The organism is Mycobacterium timonense, from assembly GCF_025821985.1.
Taxonomy (GTDB): Bacteria; Actinomycetota; Actinomycetes; order Mycobacteriales; family Mycobacteriaceae; genus Mycobacterium; species Mycobacterium avium.
In genome coordinates this window covers 19098-35359 of record NZ_JACKSY010000048.1, presented here as the reverse complement: position 1 = coordinate 35359, position 16262 = coordinate 19098, and the positions used below count along the sequence as shown (strand labels likewise).

General features: G+C 68.3%; 17 protein-coding genes and 3 pseudogenes. 8 read left to right on the top strand and 12 right to left on the bottom strand.

Annotation, left to right across the window (positions count from 1 at the left end):
* Window positions 1-19: 19 nt before the first annotated feature.
* Together H7I87_RS13590 and H7I87_RS13585 are read right to left on the bottom strand one after the other, a co-directional pair.
* The gene (locus H7I87_RS13590) at window positions 20-787 is read right to left on the bottom strand and encodes a class I SAM-dependent methyltransferase (protein ID WP_010949316.1); all 768 of its coding nucleotides are present in this window, start codon (window positions 785-787) and stop codon (window positions 20-22) included.
* A 44-nt stretch (window positions 788-831) separates the two neighbouring features.
* Window positions 832-1515: a GAP family protein gene (locus tag H7I87_RS13585; protein WP_023861591.1), complete on the bottom strand. Its 684-nt coding sequence runs from the start codon at window positions 1513-1515 to the stop codon at window positions 832-834.
* Window positions 1516-1727: 212 nt separating this feature from the next.
* Here H7I87_RS13585 and H7I87_RS13580 point away from each other — a divergent pair, with 212 nt between their 5' ends.
* Window positions 1728-2489 carry an SDR family NAD(P)-dependent oxidoreductase gene (locus H7I87_RS13580; RefSeq protein WP_023861590.1) on the top strand — a complete coding sequence of 254 codons (762 nt, stop codon included), beginning with the start codon at window positions 1728-1730 and terminating at the stop codon, window positions 2487-2489.
* A 47-nt stretch (window positions 2490-2536) separates the two neighbouring features.
* On the opposite strand, the pseudogene H7I87_RS13575 reads toward H7I87_RS13580, so the two are convergent.
* A pseudogene (locus tag H7I87_RS13575) lies at window positions 2537-3096 on the bottom strand (FKBP-type peptidyl-prolyl cis-trans isomerase).
* Window positions 3097-3633: 537 nt separating this feature from the next.
* Between H7I87_RS13575 and H7I87_RS13570 the strand changes: the two are divergent.
* Entirely contained in the window at window positions 3634-5151 is a 1518-nt protein-coding gene (locus H7I87_RS13570; protein ID WP_023861589.1) for a condensation domain-containing protein, read from the top strand.
* Window positions 5152-5204: 53 nt separating this feature from the next.
* On the opposite strand, the gene H7I87_RS13565 is transcribed toward H7I87_RS13570, so the two are convergent.
* Both H7I87_RS13565 and H7I87_RS13560 read right to left on the bottom strand, forming a co-directional pair.
* Window positions 5205-5525, bottom strand: a complete 321-nt coding sequence (locus tag H7I87_RS13565; RefSeq protein WP_019732293.1) for a J domain-containing protein — start codon at window positions 5523-5525, stop codon at window positions 5205-5207.
* A gap of 312 nt (window positions 5526-5837) precedes the next feature.
* On the bottom strand, window positions 5838-6257 hold the full coding sequence (locus tag H7I87_RS13560; RefSeq protein ID WP_003876682.1) for an Hsp20/alpha crystallin family protein: 420 nt from the start codon (window positions 6255-6257) through the stop codon (window positions 5838-5840).
* A gap of 112 nt (window positions 6258-6369) precedes the next feature.
* On the opposite strand from H7I87_RS13560, the gene H7I87_RS13555 reads away from it, so the two are divergent.
* On the top strand, window positions 6370-6750 hold the full coding sequence (locus H7I87_RS13555; protein ID WP_023861587.1) for a MerR family transcriptional regulator: 381 nt from the start codon (window positions 6370-6372) through the stop codon (window positions 6748-6750).
* A 60-nt stretch (window positions 6751-6810) separates the two neighbouring features.
* Here the strand turns inward: H7I87_RS13555 and H7I87_RS13550 are convergent.
* Window positions 6811-7244 (bottom strand): annotated as a pseudogene (locus H7I87_RS13550) (Hsp20/alpha crystallin family protein).
* A 173-nt stretch (window positions 7245-7417) separates the two neighbouring features.
* On the opposite strand from H7I87_RS13550, the gene thiI reads away from it, so the two are divergent.
* Window positions 7418-8647 carry a tRNA uracil 4-sulfurtransferase ThiI gene (thiI, locus tag H7I87_RS13545; protein WP_023861586.1) on the top strand — a complete coding sequence of 410 codons (1230 nt, stop codon included), beginning with the start codon at window positions 7418-7420 and terminating at the stop codon, window positions 8645-8647.
* On the opposite strand, the gene H7I87_RS13540 is transcribed toward thiI, so the two are convergent.
* The 3 genes and pseudogenes from H7I87_RS13540 to H7I87_RS13530 form a co-directional block, all read right to left on the bottom strand.
* A complete protein-coding gene (locus H7I87_RS13540; RefSeq protein ID WP_023861585.1) occupies window positions 8644-9819 on the bottom strand; it encodes a serine hydrolase domain-containing protein in 1176 nt (391 codons plus the stop codon). The genes thiI and H7I87_RS13540 overlap by 4 nt on opposite strands.
* Window positions 9816-11291, bottom strand: coding sequence for a biotin carboxylase (locus H7I87_RS13535; protein WP_023861584.1), 1476 nt, complete (start codon window positions 11289-11291; stop codon window positions 9816-9818). Before H7I87_RS13535 ends, H7I87_RS13540 begins: the two co-directional genes overlap by 4 nt.
* A gap of 196 nt (window positions 11292-11487) precedes the next feature.
* Window positions 11488-11808 (bottom strand): annotated as a pseudogene (locus H7I87_RS13530) (DUF899 family protein); the annotation flags it as partial.
* A 134-nt stretch (window positions 11809-11942) separates the two neighbouring features.
* Here H7I87_RS13530 and H7I87_RS13525 point away from each other — a divergent pair.
* Window positions 11943-12263, top strand: a complete 321-nt coding sequence (locus H7I87_RS13525) for a hypothetical protein (protein ID WP_019732287.1) — start codon at window positions 11943-11945, stop codon at window positions 12261-12263.
* A 67-nt stretch (window positions 12264-12330) separates the two neighbouring features.
* On the opposite strand, the gene H7I87_RS13520 is transcribed toward H7I87_RS13525, so the two are convergent.
* The 3 genes from H7I87_RS13520 to H7I87_RS13510 all read right to left on the bottom strand — a co-directional run bounded on the left by H7I87_RS13520 (window position 12331) and on the right by H7I87_RS13510 (window position 13990).
* The gene (locus H7I87_RS13520; RefSeq protein WP_413540679.1) at window positions 12331-12666 is read right to left on the bottom strand and encodes a DUF732 domain-containing protein; all 336 of its coding nucleotides are present in this window, start codon (window positions 12664-12666) and stop codon (window positions 12331-12333) included.
* Between the two features lie 126 nt (window positions 12667-12792).
* Window positions 12793-13194, bottom strand: a complete 402-nt coding sequence (locus H7I87_RS13515; RefSeq protein WP_031347931.1) for a VOC family protein — start codon at window positions 13192-13194, stop codon at window positions 12793-12795.
* Entirely contained in the window at window positions 13148-13990 is an 843-nt protein-coding gene (locus H7I87_RS13510; RefSeq protein ID WP_023861580.1) for an AraC family transcriptional regulator, read from the bottom strand. Before H7I87_RS13510 ends, H7I87_RS13515 begins: the two co-directional genes overlap by 47 nt.
* A gap of 223 nt (window positions 13991-14213) precedes the next feature.
* On the opposite strand from H7I87_RS13510, the gene H7I87_RS13505 reads away from it, so the two are divergent.
* From H7I87_RS13505 to H7I87_RS13495, 3 genes are all read left to right on the top strand, one after another.
* On the top strand, window positions 14214-14651 hold the full coding sequence (locus H7I87_RS13505; protein WP_023861579.1) for a cellulose-binding domain-containing protein: 438 nt from the start codon (window positions 14214-14216) through the stop codon (window positions 14649-14651).
* A 180-nt stretch (window positions 14652-14831) separates the two neighbouring features.
* Window positions 14832-15542 carry an SDR family oxidoreductase gene (locus H7I87_RS13500; protein ID WP_033727703.1) on the top strand — a complete coding sequence of 237 codons (711 nt, stop codon included), beginning with the start codon at window positions 14832-14834 and terminating at the stop codon, window positions 15540-15542.
* Window positions 15543-15587: 45 nt separating this feature from the next.
* A complete protein-coding gene (locus H7I87_RS13495; RefSeq protein WP_023861577.1) occupies window positions 15588-16241 on the top strand; it encodes an HD domain-containing protein in 654 nt (217 codons plus the stop codon).
* The last annotated feature ends 21 nt before the right edge of the window (window positions 16242-16262 follow it).

Below are 16262 nucleotides of genomic sequence, written 5' to 3'. Positions count from 1 at the left end.
CTCGGGGCGCCCGGGGCGGTCAGCCGGCGCGGGCGATCCGGTCGGCGCGCCAGCACCGGGACTGCATCGGGATGTCGATCGCGTGGGCCCCGGGGAAGCGCTCGGTCAACACCGCCCGGGCCTTGGCCAGCCGGCGGGCGCGGTCGGCCGGGGACGCGGTGATGATCCTGCTGTAGGTGGCCAGCATCGCCACCGCGTCGTCGAGCGTCATGGTCCGCACGAACGTGAACGTCTCGCGGGCGACGTGGTGAAAGATCTGCGGATCAGGGAGCACCACGTTCTCGTGTCGCCGCCGGAAGCGATCGGGCGCGTCCGCCTCGCTGGTGTCATCGCCGGGCAGCAGGTCGAGGTCGCGCACCCAGTCGACGTCGCGGTCCCGGCTGGTCCAGATCAGCCCGAAGCGCCCGCCGTCGCGCAGCACCCGGCCGATCTCCGGGACGGCCCGCTGCGGGTCCATCCAGTGCCAGGCCGACGAGACGAACACCGCGTCGGCGCAACGGTCGGGCAGCGGTATCGCCTCGCCGCGCCCCTCGAGCACACGGACAGCGGGCGACCGGTGGGCCAGCACGGCCCGCATCCGCGCGTCGGGTTCGACGGCGATGACGTGCGCGGCCCGGCCGGCGAGTGCCCGGGTGAACAGGCCCGTGCCGGCGCCCACGTCGACGGCCACCCCGCAGTCGGGCGGCATGAGCCAGTCGACCGCCTCCGGCGGGGCTTGCGGGCGCAGGCCGTCGTAGTCCTCGGCGATCGAGCCGAAAGACATTGCGCGCTCTTGACGATCGGTCACAGCCGACAAGGTAATCCAGCGGGCTGTGCGGGACATGAGAGGCGTTACCACAGCGCGCTGTGGTTGACCAGCGCATCGGCGATGAGCCCGACCCCGAAGACCAAGAACAACAACCGCACCGACATCGGGCCGTAGCGGGTCAGCGCACGGACCAGCCCGCGCTGAATGCACATGGCCCGCGGTGTGCGTCGCAGCGACAGCGCGAGGATGGCCAGCGGCGGCGACACGGCGATGGCGCAGTAGGCGATGATGACCAGCGGCCACAGCGGCGGCCGCGGATCCAGCGCGGCCAGCATCGCCAAGCCGGTCAGGTAGGGCACCGCCGTCGGCGCCTGCCCGCTGCCCACCGCCAGCCCGAGGAAGCCGAGCAGCCAGGGCCGTTTGCGCATCGCCGCCATCGCCCAGCCGGGAGCCGACGACTGCGCGGTCAGCGGGAAGTACGCCAGGCAGATCAGCGCGATGCCCAGCACCAGCTCGCCGCGGAACCGGATGGCCGGTGTGACGTGGAAATCCAGCGCCGTGGTGATGAAGCTGATGCCCAGCACCGTGCACAGGCCGAAGGTGGTGGTCACCGCGAACACGCCGGCCACGAAGCTCAGGGCGCCCGGCACGGGTGATCGCCGGCTGAGCCGGCTGTCGAAGATGACCGCCGAGACCACTCCCACGTTGAGGACGTTGAGCGAATCCAGAAACGCCAGTCCGGCCAGCGCGAATACCAGGGCTGCCACGCCGGTGCCCGGCCTAGCGGGCGGCCCCGCCGGCTGACCCGGGCTCGCTGGGCACTGACCACGGCGACACGATCCAAGCGGCAATCACGCTGCAGACAATACGAGACCGGCCGGCCGCGGGGGAGCCGTGGCGGCGCCGCCCTGGCCGCGCGGCATGATCGGGAGTCGGCGACACCGGCAGGTGGGCCGCCGCGGCAACGTCAGGAGTGTGGATGGGACTGCTCGACCGCAAGACCGCTGTCATCACCGGCGCCAACTCCGGTATCGGGTTGGCCACCGCCGAGCGGTTCCTGGCGGAGGGCGTCGAGCGGGTGTTCATCACGGGCCGCCGGCAACGCGAACTCGAAGACGCGGCAAGGCAATTGGGGGCGAGGGCCACCACCGTGCGCGGCGACGTCGGGGCACCGCGCGACCTGGACCGGCTTTACGGCGAGGTGGCGGCGGCCGGCGCGGGTCTGGACATCGTGATGGCCAACGCCGGGACGACGAGGGTGGCGCGGCTGGGCGAGATCACCGACGACGACCTCGACACCCTGCTGGGCACCAACGTGAAGGGCGTCGTGTACACCGTGCAGAAGGCGCTGCCGCTGCTCAACGACGGCGCCTCGATCATCCTGACCGGCTCCACCACCGCCGACCGCGGCCGAGCCGGGCTGAGCATCTACGCGGCCACCAAGGCCGCGGTGCGATCGCTGGCCCGGGCCTGGGCCAACGAACTCGCCCACCGCAACATCCGGGTCAATGTCCTCGTGGCCGGGTCCACCGCCACTCCGGGGAGCGACCGGCTGGCCGCGCAGACCGACCCCTACGCGTCCGTCGAGGAGTTCCGCGCCGGCCGGATCGCGACCATCCCGCTGGGCCGTTTCGCCGATCCCGTCGAGATCGCCCATGCCGCAGTGTTTTTGGCCAGCGACCTGTCCAGCTTTTGCACCGGGTCCACGGTCACCGCCGACGGCGGGTTCAACCAAGTCTGAGCCCGACCACCTCACCTGCGTTGCGGCACAGGCGAATCGGTGCACAGCTAGGTCGTGGCGCCGAGGATCTTGATCGCGAAGACCAGCGTGTCGCCGGGGCGGATCCCCGCGCTGGGCTGGCCGTCGGGATAGCCGTCGGCGGAAGTCATGGCGACCGCGACGGTGGACCCGACCTTTTGCCCGGCGATGGCCTTCTGGAAGCCTGGCACGACGCCGCCGAGGGGGAAGTCGACCGGGGGGCGCCCCGCTGGTAGCTGCTGTCGAACACCGTGCCGTCACGCCCGTTGACGCCCATGTAGCAGACGGACACCCGCGCGGTGCCCGGAACGGCGGGCCCGTCGCCGGCGCGCAGCGTGTGCACCTGAGTCTGGGTCACGCTGAACGGTGCCGTTACGTTCACCACCGGAGCGGCGGTATCGGTGGGTCCGGTGACCGCGACGCTGCCGGTGGTCCCGGTCAGCGTCCAGTCCGGCGTGCCACCGCTGGGCGGCGCGGCGGTCGGGCAGGAGTCGGCGGCGCCGGCAGTGCCCGCACCGGCGAGCATCGCAGCGGCGGCCGTGAAACAGGCCGCGAACGCGGCGGCAGAAAACGTCCGGACGGAGTTCACGGCCGTCACGCTACCGGCACGGCGCCGTTCCTCGGCCGGCGGGCGGGGGTGGCGCCGCGGGACCCCGAATACCGTCGGCGGGGGAGGTCGCTCGCAGATTTGACGGCAACATTTTTCGTGGCCATGCTTCCGTGAATTGCCCGGTACCTGCTATTTCCTAATTAGACAAATGCACAATAAGACGAATTTGGTCCTTTCCAGCGCGGCGGTAAGGATATTTATCCGGTAGGAGAGTGCGGCTCTCGCACGTCGCTTGGCGGTGTGATGTAACTAACAGTTTCATCCCGGCTCTGGCCTTGCCCAGCTAGCCAATGTACGCTAGCGCGAGCCGCGAAAGCCCCTCTGACGTGCGCGTATAACTGGCCGACTATGCGCCGCCATTAGTAGACATTCGTGGAATAAGGCTGCCGACATCCGTCGCATGGCCTTTAGTAGACATCCGTAAAATAGCCGTCAACCGGCGACTTATCCGCCTGGATTTGGCGCCCCTATCGCTGCAGCCTTCCGGTAATTCCGCCGCAGCTCCGAGGAGGTTTTGTGGTCACATTCGGGACGGTGCATAACTGGGATCCGGGAACCGGTTCGGTCATTTCCTGGCACGCGACTCCGGCGGCGCGGGAAAAAGCCCGGCAGGCACCGATTAGCGACGTGCCGGCCAGTTACCAGCAGTTGCATCATCTTCGCCGGTTCAGCGAACACGCCGCCCGGGGCCTGGACATGGCGCGGCTGAACATCGGGGTCTGGGATATCTCCGGCGTGTGCGACGTGGCGGCCATGACCGAAGCGATCAACGCCCATCTGCGCCGGCACGACACCTACCACAGTTGGTTCGAGCATCGGACCGACGGCCGCATCGTCCGGCACACCTTCGCCGATCCCGCCGACATCGAGTTCGCTGCGCTGCAGCGCGGCGAGATGACGCCGACCGAGCTGCGCGCCCACATCCTGGCCACCCCGAATCCGCTGCGGTGGGACTGCTTCACCTTCGGTCTCGTCCAGCACCCGGATCACTTCACCTTCTATATGAGTGCGGACCATCTGGTCATCGACGGGATGTCGGTCGGCGTGATCTTCCTCGAAATCCATCTGACGTATGCCGCCTTGGTGAGCGGCGGGCGCCCGCTGCCGCTGCCCGAGCCGGCCAGCTACCACGACTACTGCCGCCGGCAGCACCAGCACACCGAGGCGCTGACCCTGCAGTCCCTCCAGGTGCGCGCATGGATTCGATTCGCCGAGGACAACGGCGGAACCCTCCCGAGTTTCCCGCTGCCACTTGGCGATCCGTCGGTGCCGTGCGGAAGCGGTGTGGTGGTCGCACCGCTCATGGACGAGAGTCAGACCGAGCGGTTCGACGCCACCTGCACGAAGGCGGGGGCTCGCTTCAGCGGTGGCGTGTTCGCCTGCGCGGCCTTCGCCGAGTACGAGCTGACCGGGGCGGAGACGTATTGCGCGATCACGCCGTATGACCACCGCAGCACGCCGGCCGAATTCGTGACTCCGGGCTGGTTCGCCAGCTTCATCCCGGTCACCGTCCCGGTCGCCGGGGCCTCGTTCGGTGACGCGGTGATCGCCGCGCAGGCGTCCTTTGATTCCGCTATCGGTCTGGCCGACGTCCCCTTCGACCGCGTTTTGGAGCTGTCGTCTTTCGGCGGGCGAATCAGCAAACCGACGGGCGACGTCCACATGCTCTCGTTCGCCGACGCGCGGGGGATCCCGTTCAGCGGGCAATGGGACGGCCTGAACGCCGGGATTTACGGCGACGGCCGGTCGTCCGATCAGGTGCTTATGTGGGTCAACCGATTCGACACCGAGACCACCTTGACGGTGGCGTTCCCACAGAATCCGGTCGCCCGCGATTCGGTCGAGCGCTACATCCGGGCGGTCAGGGCGATGTGTCTGCGGGTGGTGGAGCACGGTGCCGCCGCGGTGCCGAACCGCCGGCGCGTCGTTGCCGCGGTCAACGCGTCGGCCGCCCGATCGACCGCCGACGCCGCCGACCGCACCGACCGTCGCCTGCAAGGCGCGGGCTTCGGCGCCAACCCGGTCCTTCGGTGACCCCGCCGCGCTCAACCCGGGCCGGACACGGCTGCACCCTCTGCCACGGCGGATCAGTACCGGCGATGCCAGCGCACCGGGCCCGCCCGCAGCGGCGGTTGCTCGTCGGCCGGCTCGATGCGCGTGACGCGCGTGACGGCGGGGCGGATGCGCTGGTGCACCCGATGCTCCCGGTCGTAGTCGGCCCGCCGGGCCGGATCGCGCAGTAGCGCATAGGCCGCGAGGATTTCGCTCAGCCGTTCGCTGCCCTCGGTCGCCGAATCCGGCGGGGACGTGTCGGGGTGGTGGGCGCGAAGGTGGCGCCGGTAGGCGCGGGTGATTTCGGCTTGCGTCGCTGTCGGCGAAACACCAAGCACCAGATAGGGATTCGTCATGGACAGCCACCGTGCCTTACGCCGGGGTCGACAGCCTGACCGCGGGTGAGGGGCGCGCGCCGGGATCACACGCGCGCCCCGGTCCCGCCGGTGATCTCCCGTGCGGTCCACCAATGGCGGCCACGAAAGTGGCGGTGCGCGCGCAATCTCATGCGTCGGTCGCTGTCCGTACGTAGCAGTAAGTGGTGGGCGGCACGGGGATTCACCGTGTCAACTTCGGCTGCCGACGCATCACCTCCTTGTCATCACCGACAAGTTGGAATGATCGGGTCGCAACCGCGGCCGACCTGCACCGCGGTTGCGACCCCGCTCTCAGGCGTTGATCGCCGTCTTGTGGTTGTGGTTGATCTCGATCCGCCGCGGCTTGGCCTTCTCGGCCACCGGGATGGTCAGCCGCAACACGCCGTCGTGGTAGTTCGCCTCGATCTTGTCGGTGTCGAGGTTGTCCCCGAGGAACAGCTGCCGGCTGAACACACCGCGGGGGCGCTCGGCCGATACCATCTCGCGGTTCTGGTCCAGGTCGGGTCGTTCGGCACGGACGGTGAGCACGTTGCGCTCCACGTCGAGGTCGAGCGAATCAGCATTGACGCCAGGCAAATCGAATTCGACGACGAACTGGTCGCCGTCCCGCCAGGCGTCCATCGGCATGACCGCCGGCCGCGCCGCGGTGCCCAGCACCTGTTGGGTCCACCGGTCGAGGTCGCGGAACGGATCTGTACGCATCAACACCATGATTCACCTCCAGCTCAAAGCAGAAGATCTATGTCTGTTGACATATGTTTTTGATACCACTACTGGTATACTTCTGCAAGTAGTAGTCAGATATTTTCTGGAGGAGACTGACTTGAGAGGTGATCCGACACCCCGCTCGGCGCGCGGCGTCTACGGCATCTCGGTGGCTTCCGAACTGTCCGGGATCCCCCCGCAGACGCTGCGGCATTACGAGCGGCGAGGGCTGCTGACCCCCGCGCGCAGCGATGGGGGGACCCGCCGCTACAGCGACGACGATCTGGCGCGCCTCAAGCGGATCAGTCAGCTGGTCGATCAGGGCGTCAACCTGGTCGGGGTCGCCCACATCCTGGATCTGGAAAGCAAGAACGATCAGCTGAAGGCCGACTACTCGGCGCTCGAGCTGCTCAACGCCAAACTCAAGACCCGGCAAAACTCGGAACGGGCCGCGGCGCCGCGCCAATGTCGTGGCGAGGCGCGGCGAGAAGCCGTCTGATCAACGCCTGGACCCGCGTCGGGGGCTGTCCCTGCCGGAACAGCCCCCGACGATTTGCGCTCACGCGTTGATGGCGCGCTGGTGCTTGCCCGCGGCCACTTCGATCTTGCGCGGCTTGGCCGCCTCGGCCACCGGGATCGTCAACCGCAACACCCCGTCGACGTAATCGGCGTGGATGTTGTCGGTGTCGAGGCCGTGGCCCAGGTAGACCTGCCGGCTGAACACGCCGCGCGGGCGTTCGGACACCACACCATTGCGGTCCTCGTCGATGGCGGGTCGTTCCGCACGCACCGTGAGCACGCGTGCTCGACGTTGACGTCCAGCGACTCGGGCAGCACGCCGGGCAGATCGAACTCCACCACGAACTTTTCGCCGTCGCGCCAGGCGTCCATCGGTACCAGGGCCGGTTGCGCGGCGGTGCCCCAGGGCACGGCGCCCCACAACTGCTGCGTCAGGCGGTCGATGTCGCGGAAGAACGGGTCGAACCTCAGCATGTTCACCACCTCCTTTGGGCCAAGGACGATGATCTATCGTTTTCAGAAGAGAAAACCTATGACGTAGACACCATATTCCTGCGCGGAGACGATCCGCCCGGCCCGGGTGTGGCCCACGCATCGGTCTGGGCGGCGTGGTAGCGGGGTAGTCGGTAGCCGGAGGTGAACGAGACGTGCACATGCAATGCTGTGTTCTGCTCAAGTACGGGGAGATGGTGCTCAAGGGCGGCAACCGGCGCTGGTTCGAGCAGTGGCTGCTGACCAATCTCGACGACGCACTGTCGGCGTGGCCGCCCGAGCACCGCCCCGCGGTCCGGCGCCGTGGCGGCGTGCTGGTGTTGTTCACCTCCCCGGCACTGCAGGACGAGTTGGTTGCGTTGGCCCGCAACCTGATCGGCATCAGCCTGGTGCAGCCGGTCTGGCGGGTGCCCAGGTCCGCTCGGGCTGCCGAAACCGCTGCGGTGGAGTTGCTCCGAGACCACTGCACCCAGGACGGGGCGCCGACGTTCGCGGTGCGCTGCCACCGCCGCGACAAGCGGTTCGGGTTGAGCTCGGAGCAATTGGCCGCCCGCATCGGCGCCCGCGTCCGCGCCGACCTGGGGTGGCGGGTCGACCTGTCGCACCCGGAGCTGGAATTGACCGTCGAGGTCGACCGGCGCGAGATGTTTCTCGGCACCCGAACGCATCCCGGACAGGGCGGCTTGCCGGTGGGGTCCAGCGGCCGGGCGGTGGTGTTGCTCTCCGGCGGGTTCGATTCGCCGGTGGCGGCATACCGCGCGATGCGGCGCGGACTGGCCTGCGATTTCCTGCACTGCACCGGCGCCCCGTTCACCGATGCCTCCTCGACGTACAAGGCGTATGCGTTGGTTCGCCAACTCACCCGCTTCCAGCCCCGATCCCGGCTGTACGTGGCCGCGGTGGGCCGGGCCCAGCGGACATTGGCGGCCAGCGGCGCCGGGGAAGCCCAGATCGTCGCCCAGCGGCGGCTGTATCTCCGCCTGGCCTGTGGCCTTGCCGAACGGATCGGCGCCCAGGCCGTCGTGACCGGCGACAGCCTGGGTCAGGTGGCCAGCCAGACGCTGCCCAACCTGGCCGCCACCGAACAGGCCGCCACCCTGCCGGTGCTGCGGCCGCTGCTGGGCTTCGACAAGCAGGAAATCCTCGCCGAGGCCCGGCGGATCGGCACCGCCGAGATCGCCATGCTGCCCGACCAGGACTGCTGCCAGCTGTTCCTGCCGCGCCGGGTGGCCACCCATGCCGCCGTGGACCAACTCCTGCCGGTCGAGGCCCGGGCCGGCGTCGACACGCTGGTGGGCAACCTGCTGGACCGTATGCAGCGATTCGATTTCGGACCTGAGGCCGCCGATGTCGAGTCCGCCGCGACGACATCCAGGGTGGGCTAATCCGTGCGCCCGGCCAGCCGGTGCGCGATCGCGTCGAATGCGCTCAGCGTGTCCAGCATGTGCGGCTCGTGGGAATGCGGCTGGGTGGACACCTTGGCGGCCACCATCTCCGCGGCGCGGTTGACATAGATCATTTGACCGCACATGCCGAGGCACAGCAGCACGTTGTCGCCCGGGTAGGGCAGCCACATCTGGTTGCGGTACATCCCGCCGGGCATCTCGTTGTCGTCGGGGCTGGCGGCGAATGCCCGACGGGAGTCGGGCCCGCCCGCGAGGGTGTCGGCGATCCACGCCTCCGGCAGTACGCGCCGGCCTGTCAACGAGACACCCTCGCGCAGGAACAGCGACCCGAACCGGATCATGTCGGTAAGGCAGGCACTGATCCCTCCGTCGAAAAACCCGGTGCCGGCCGGGTCGACCGCGATGGTGGCGTCACGCTGGGCGCCGATCCGGCTCCACAGCAGTTCCGACATCAGTGCGGGCATCGGCTGGTCGGCGGCCACCTCGCAGATCCACCCGAGCACATCGGTCTCGCACGAGCGGTATTCGAACGGTCCGCCGTGCACCGACTTCTGTCGCAAGGTCAGCAGGAAGTCGCGCAGCGTTGCGGGCGCGTCGGGCCGGTGGTTGGGCGCCCACCCGACCGCCTGGTCGAGCATGTGTATCTGCGCGGCCGGGTCGTCGTAGTTCTCGGAGAACGCGACACCCGATCTCATGTCCAGCAGGTGGCGCACCGTCGCCCCGGCATAGCCGCAATTAGCAAGGGCAGGAATGTATTTGGTGACCGGCGCGTCGAGCTCGATAGCGCCGGCGCCGTGCAGCGCGCCGACGACCGCCGCCACCAGGGACTTGCTCACCGAGAACAGCAGGTGCCGGGTCTGGCGACGCATGCCCTCGAGGTAATGCTCGGCGATCATCGCGCCGCGGTGGGCGACGGCCCATCCGTCGGTCACGGTGCCGGCCATCACGGCGCCGACCGTACTGGCCGTCCCGTCGGTCACCGCCACCCGGATTTCGGCCAGCTCGGACGGGGCGGCAGGTATCGCGGCGACGGGTCCGGTTCCGCGCGCGATCACCGCGGTCGGCACGAAGTCTTCGACGTGCTGGAAGGACCACCGCGCGTAGGGCGGCGAGAGCCAGTTGTCCAGGGAGATGCCGGCCGGGGCGTTCACGCGCGCGCGACGAGCCGCGAGACGATCGGCGTGGCCGGCGCCAGGGGAGTGGAGGCGAACTTCGCCTTCATGCCCTTGACCCAGCGCTGGCAGCGCTCGGTGAGCCGGTAATCGTCGGTCTGCAGGTGTCCGCGGGTGACCAGCACACCGAGTTGTGCGCCCTCGGAACGCAAGTCGCCCGGCGCGGCGACCCGCATGTAGAACGCCTCGGACCCGTCGAGCAGCGTGGCCCAGTCGTTGGCGGTGCGCGAGAAGGAGACCCGGCCGTCGTCGTCGATGCGCCACACCCCGGTGCGGGGCGTGGCCGTGAAAAGCTCGACGTCCGGCGAGGTTTCCGCGAGGATCACCTGCCCCCACACCTCGTCCTCGCCGTAGCCCCGCTCCCAGCGGGCGTTGATCCCCTCGATGTCGAGCTCGTAGTCCACGTCCATGTACTCGAGCAAGTGAAACAGGAACAGCGGCATGTCAGCGTAGGCCTCGGTGGTCAGGTTCGTCATCGGGCTGGCGCCGGACAGACGCGGGTTCACCTCGCCGAGGTAGAGCTCGTCGAAGTCCAGGTCGTGCAGCAGATCCACTTCGAAGTAGCCGCGGTACCCTTCGCGGCTCAGGATGTCGCCCAGCTTTCCCACCATTTGCCGCGCGGCGTGCGTCTGGCCGGGTGGCAGCACTTCGCGCCAAATGTCGTTGCCGCACCAGGCGCCTCGGTGCGGAGTCAGCTCCGAATAACCGACCAGGCTTGTCATCGCGGGCCCGATCACGGTGCCGTGGCGCGTCACCGCGCCCTCGAGGCACACCTCGACGTTGCGGATGCGCTTCATGACTTTGAATTCCTGCTGCGCGGTCAGGTCACCGGCGTGCTCGTCCCAATCGCGCTGGCCGCGCACGAAGAATGTCCCGCTGCCGGCGGCGCCGTAGGGGATCGAGACGACGAGGTCGTCGCCCAGTCCGGCGTCCTGCGCAAGCGTCAGCAGTTCCTGGTAGGAGCCGGCGCGACCCATCACGTGCGGCACGCTCGGGATGCCCGCCTCATCGGCCAGACGCGTCATGACGGTCTTGGAACCCAGCCGGTTGCGCAGCTCCACCGGCGGATGCATGACCTGCAGACCGGCCTGCCGCGCGAGGGCCTGAGTCTCCTCGTCCATCATCACGAAGCAGGCCTTACCCCCGGGTCCGCGACCCGCGATGAACTCGAGCGTCTCGGGATCGCGCAGCAGGTGGTTGCAGACATCGCCCATGGAGTCGAAATCGATGCGGTCGCGCCGCCGGGGCACGAATACGCGCGAGTGTATGCCCTCGAACGAGTCAAAGTAGGTGAGGTAAAAGAAGTTTCGTATCCAGCGGTCGATGCCGAGCAGGTTGAACGGGGTGGGGGAGATGAAGTACAGCGGCACCGAGTTGGTGTGAAAGAACGCGCGGATGTCGGAAAGCCCGTTGAGCGCGCGGCGCGGCTGGGGCTCGCCGGCGTGCGTCATCACGCCCGCCCCGGCGACGTCGAGGGCGGCCTCCGGCGACGAGATGGCGGCGGGGGCGGGGCTGCTCCGCCCGGCGCGCTGATCGTGAGCTCACATTCGTCCATTGCCCCAGTGTGCGCCCCGCCCATGGCGGTGTCGAAACACGCTTTCGCTCAACGCCGGACGAACATCCGTCCCGCGCCGGCGGGCGCGGTCATCAGCCGTCGTTGGGTCCGTAGGCGCGGGCGATGGCGGGGGAGTCGGGCCAGCCCGAATAGGTGGGCCGGGAGGGCCGGCCCTGCGGGGAGTCCTGCCATTCCTCCTGGCGCCCCCACGGCAGGATGTCGATCAACCCGAAGGAGTGACTGAGCTGCTCGGTGCCGCGTCCGTTGGTGTGCCAGGTGCGGTATACCGTGTCGCCGTCGCGCAGGAACACGTTGACCGCGAAGCCACCGCCGGGCGGTGCGTCCATGTCGGCGCCGAACGTGCTCTGCGATGACGAGTACCAGTCCATCCGGTTGCCGACCTTGTGCTTGTAGGTCTGACCGGTGGGCGGCCACGAATTCATCGGACGGCTTCGCCGCCGGGCCGTCGCCCGCAACTTGCCCGATGGCCTTGACCCGCAGGCCCGGACTCGGTTCGATGACGGGTAGCAACGAGGGGAGACCCACCATGAAGACATTTGTTCGCCAGCTTGTGGTCGTCGCCATGTTGGCGTTCGCGTCGATGGCGGCCGTGACGATAGCGACGCCGGCGGTGAGCAAGGCCGACTGCGCGGACGGCGAGTGGTGGGATCCCACCGGCAAGGTGTGCCGACCGCTCGGGGTCGGGCCGCAACCGTTGGCCTGCGACCCGGGCCAATGGTGGGACCCGACGGCCAACGTGTGCCGGCCGCTGGGGGTCGGGCCGCAACCGCTCGCCTGCGACAACGGCTGGTGGTGGGACCCGGGCACCAACGAATGCCGTCCGCCCGTAGTGCCACCCGCCGACTAGCCGGTATCAATGCCGGCGTGCTAGGCAGCCGAAAAGGGTTGCGCGAGTAGCCAACCCGACGCCGTTGTCACGTGCACAGGCTGGGGGCGTCGCACACATTGCCGGGGCAATAGATGTTGTGGGCGGCGTTGACCAGGCTACCGACGTCCAACAACGTCACGCCCTTGTTGTCCAAGCGGGCATGAAGGTCGTCGGCGATCTGTTGCGGCGTCCAACCCCACGTGAGGTCGTAGCAGACGTCGTGCGCCTCGGCAATGAGTGCCTCTTCGGTCTTCGGGGGCCAGGTGAGGCCGGCCGCGCGCAGTTGCGCCAGGTAGGCGTCGTCTTGCGGTGTGGCAGCCGCGATCCCAGCGCCACCGACCAGCGCGGCGCCGATCATCAGGGGGGTGGCAACTCTGGCCACGCACCGAAGTGGGGACATGGCGTTGCCTTCCTCATCGTGGCGTGGTGCGGACGCCGCCAGTATGCGGGTACACGGCAGCCCGAATGTGAAGGATAGCCAAACGCCCGGTTGTGATCGCCGAACTGGTCAGTTCGGCGGGTTTGCTCCGCCGTAGTCCCCGAACGACCACAGGTTGCCTTCCGGATCGCGGACGGTGAATTCGCGTGCACCGTAATCGGTTTCGGCAAGGGGGCGGACGATGTCGGCGTTGTGCTGCCGGACGCGCCGGTAGAGCGCATCCGGATCCGCGGTGACGACGTAGCCGCCGGCGGTTCCGGGTTCGCGACACCACTCGGCGCCGGGCTTGTGGCTGCCGAGCATGATGCCGCCGCTTCCCTCGGGCCAGTTCAGTTGCGCATGGTCGACGGTCTCGCCGTCGCCGTAGCGGGCCGTCAGGACGAAGCCGAATGTCTCGACGTAGTAGTCGATCAGTTTGGGTGCGTTATGGGCTTGCAGTGTCAACCAGACGGTCGGATTCGAAGCAGTCATGCTCCCACTGTGACCCGAGCGAGTGCCCGCCGTCTTGAATGTTTCGGAACTCTTCGGCCAGCCACCGCTGCGGCGGCACACCGGCGAACCGGACGAATTCCCGGCTCAGGTGCGCCTGGTCGCTGTAACCGGTGTCGGCCGCGACCCGGGCGAGGTCGACGCGACCGTGCCGGCGCGCCGACTCGGCGATCCGCCCCGTAGCGTGCTGGAACCGCATCAGCATCGCGACCGTTTTGGGCGAGTGACCGACCTCCCGCCGGAACAACGTGGCCAGATGTCGCGTGGTGACGCCGACCGCGTCGGCCAGGGCCGTCACCGGCATCAGGCCGCGGCTGCGCTGCAGCAGGTGCCAGGCATGCAGGACCTCGGGACGCACCGTCGCGCCGTCTCGACGCCGTCGCGCATCGATCAGGTACTGGGCGACCAGCGCGAACACGTCGGGCCACCGGTGCGCTTCGGCCACCCGGTGGTGCAGGTCGACGATGTCTCGTCCCAATACGGCGGTCGCGTCGTAGTCGGCGACGGGAAGCTCGGCGCTGGGCAGACCGAACAGCGCGCGCGAGGCCAGCGGATGCACCGCCAGCTGCACGCCGGCCTGACCGCGGCGTTGCCGCACGTGACTCGCCCGCAGGTGCAGGCCGCCGAGGATCAGCGGCGTAGGCCGGGCAGCCGGCAGCGCGGTCGCGGTGTCGGCGGCTTCCACCCCATCGTCGAGACTGACGATGAAGGTCAGCATCGACGACGGCATGCCGCGGTGCACGCCCTCGGGCACATCCAAGGTGCGGTAGCCCACCATGGACGTGACTCCGGGCGCGCTGCCCGGCGCCGCCGTCGTGTAATCCCAGGCCTGACCCACGATGCCACGCTAGCGCGCAGGCCGGCACCTTGCTTGCGAGTTGAACCTTGGCTCCCGGTGGATCGCGGCCGAAATTTCATGCCGGTCTCGGTTGGGCAAAGGTCCGGTAGCCTACCCGCGCTGCGAGGGCCGAGATCGCCTGTCCGGTTTTACCTTGGCTGCCATGGCTGGACTGGACAATCACGTGAAGCGCTGCCGCACAGCGCTTCACGGAGCCGTGTCGGCGGTGATCGTTGCCGTGGTTGCGGTCCTCGGCCTCGCCATCGCCCCGGTGGCCGATGCGGCCGCACCCATGGCGACGTTGACGGTCGAGCATACGTGGCAGACCGGTTTCATCGCCCGCTTCGCCATCACCAACTCGAGCACGGTGCCACTGTCCGATTGGAAGCTCGAATTCGACATGCCGGCCGGCCAATCCGTCCTGCACACGTGGAACAGCACCCTCACCCAATCCGGCACGCATTACGTTCTCACGCCGGCGAACTGGAATCGCGTCATCGCACCCGGCGGTTCGGCGACGGGTGGTTTCCGAGGAGTGTTGACCGGCACCTATTCGCCACCGACGAATTGCGTGCTCAACGGTCAATACCGTTGCACCTGAACCCGCTGCCGACGGAGATTGCGACGGCTCGGATGGGCTTTGACGGCTCATCGGCTTGAGCCACGAATCCCTTGTGTCGCTTTTTGTGGGATATACGGCTCAGCAGTCATGGGAGAGCACGGCCCGCCGGCCCCAGACTGGCTCCAGGCGCACCGCCATCACGATTCCAAGGAGCAGTCCATGCCGTCGCGACGGGTTTTGATCACCGGGGCATCGAGGGGTATCGGCCGCGCGGTGGCCGATCGGCTGGCCGAGGGTGGCCACGAGCCGATCGGCCTTGCCCGGAGCGCCCCCGAGGATTTTCCGGGGGAGTTCGACGAGGTCGACTTGGCCGACCCGTACGCAACCGCGGCGACGCTGGACAAGATCGTCGGGCACGCTGCCGTACACGCCGTGGTCAACAACGTGGGTTTCGCCCGGTTCGGCCGACTCGGCTCGATCGAGCTGGACCACCTGTTCGACACCTACGACCTGAATGTGCGCGCCGCCGTTCAGGTCGTGCAGGCGGCCCTGCCCGGCATGCTCGACGCGGAATGGGGCCGCATCGTCAATGTGACGAGCTTGACCACGCTCGGCACGCCCGAGCGGACCCCGTACGCTGCGGCCAAGGCGGCGCTCGAGGCGTGCACCCGTATCTGGGCGGGCGAGCTCGCCTCGGCCGGCATCACGGTGAACGCCGTGGCACCGGGACCCACCGAAACCGACATGTACCGCGAACGCAGCCCGGTCGGATCGGAACGCGAAGCCCGCTTCCTGCAAAGCATTCCGCTGCATCGGGTCGCCAGGCCGCGCGAGATCGCCCACGCGATTTGTTTTCTCCTCGACGAGGACGCCGGCTACATCACCGGTCAAATCCTGCGCGTCGACGGGGGCGGAAGTATCGCCGCGTAATGCCAAGGCGGCCAACACAGTACAGCTCAACCGAGGAGACATATCATGACCACCACGTCGTCCATCGAAACTATCGCCGACATCGCCATACCCGACACCGCATTGGTTCGCGAGATCACCGAGTTCATCCGGGATGCCGAGGACGACCTGCTTTTCCACCATTCCCGACGGGTATTCCTCTTCGGCGCGCTGCAGGGCCGGCGCCGGGGACTGCAACCGGACCTGGAACTGCTGTACGCGGGCGCCATGTTTCACGACCTGGGCCTGACCGAGCGCTACCGCGATTCCGCCCTACGCTTCGAGGTCGACGGTGCCAATGCGGCGCGGGAGTTCCTGCTGCACCGCGGCGTCAGCAAGGCAGACGCCGACAAGGTATGGCTGGGCATCGCCTTGCACACCACCCCGGGGGTGCCCGAATTCCTGGATCCCGAAATCGCCTTGGTGACCGCCGGTGTCGAGACCGATGTGGTGGGCGTTGGCCGCGACGATCTTGCTCCCGAAGCGCTCGCCGCGGTGATCGCCGCCCATCCGCGCCCGGATTTCAAAACGCGCATTCTGCAGGCCTTCAACGACGGGATGAAGCACCGCCCGCACAGCACGTTCGGCACGATGAACGCCGATGTGCTCGAACACTTCGACCCGACGTTCGCCCGCGACAACTTCGTCGACCTGATCCTCAACAACGGCTGGCCCGAATAGCATCGCGCCGCAAGGTCGCCG

Excerpts from the sequence above, each read along its gene's own strand:
- H7I87_RS13580 (WP_023861590.1), top strand. The coding sequence starts at position 1,728 with ATGGGACTGCTCGACCGCAAGACCGCTGTCATCACCGGCGCCAACTCC.
- H7I87_RS13525 (WP_019732287.1), top strand. The coding sequence starts at position 11,943 with ATGAAGACATTTGTTCGCCAGCTTGTGGTCGTCGCCATGTTGGCGTTC.
- H7I87_RS13535 (WP_023861584.1), bottom strand. The coding sequence starts at position 11,291 with ATGACGCACGCCGGCGAGCCCCAGCCGCGCCGCGCGCTCAACGGGCTT.
- H7I87_RS13495 (WP_023861577.1), top strand. The coding sequence starts at position 15,588 with ATGACCACCACGTCGTCCATCGAAACTATCGCCGACATCGCCATACCC.
- H7I87_RS13510 (WP_023861580.1), bottom strand. The coding sequence starts at position 13,990 with ATGGTGGGCTACCGCACCTTGGATGTGCCCGAGGGCGTGCACCGCGGC.
- H7I87_RS13505 (WP_023861579.1), top strand. The coding sequence starts at position 14,214 with ATGGCTGGACTGGACAATCACGTGAAGCGCTGCCGCACAGCGCTTCAC.
- H7I87_RS13560 (WP_003876682.1), bottom strand. The coding sequence starts at position 6,257 with ATGGTGTTGATGCGTACAGATCCGTTCCGCGACCTCGACCGGTGGACC.
- H7I87_RS13500 (WP_033727703.1), top strand. The coding sequence starts at position 14,832 with ATGCCGTCGCGACGGGTTTTGATCACCGGGGCATCGAGGGGTATCGGC.
- H7I87_RS13515 (WP_031347931.1), bottom strand. The coding sequence starts at position 13,194 with ATGACTGCTTCGAATCCGACCGTCTGGTTGACACTGCAAGCCCATAAC.
- H7I87_RS13565 (WP_019732293.1), bottom strand. The coding sequence starts at position 5,525 with ATGACGAATCCCTATCTGGTGCTTGGTGTTTCGCCGACAGCGACGCAA.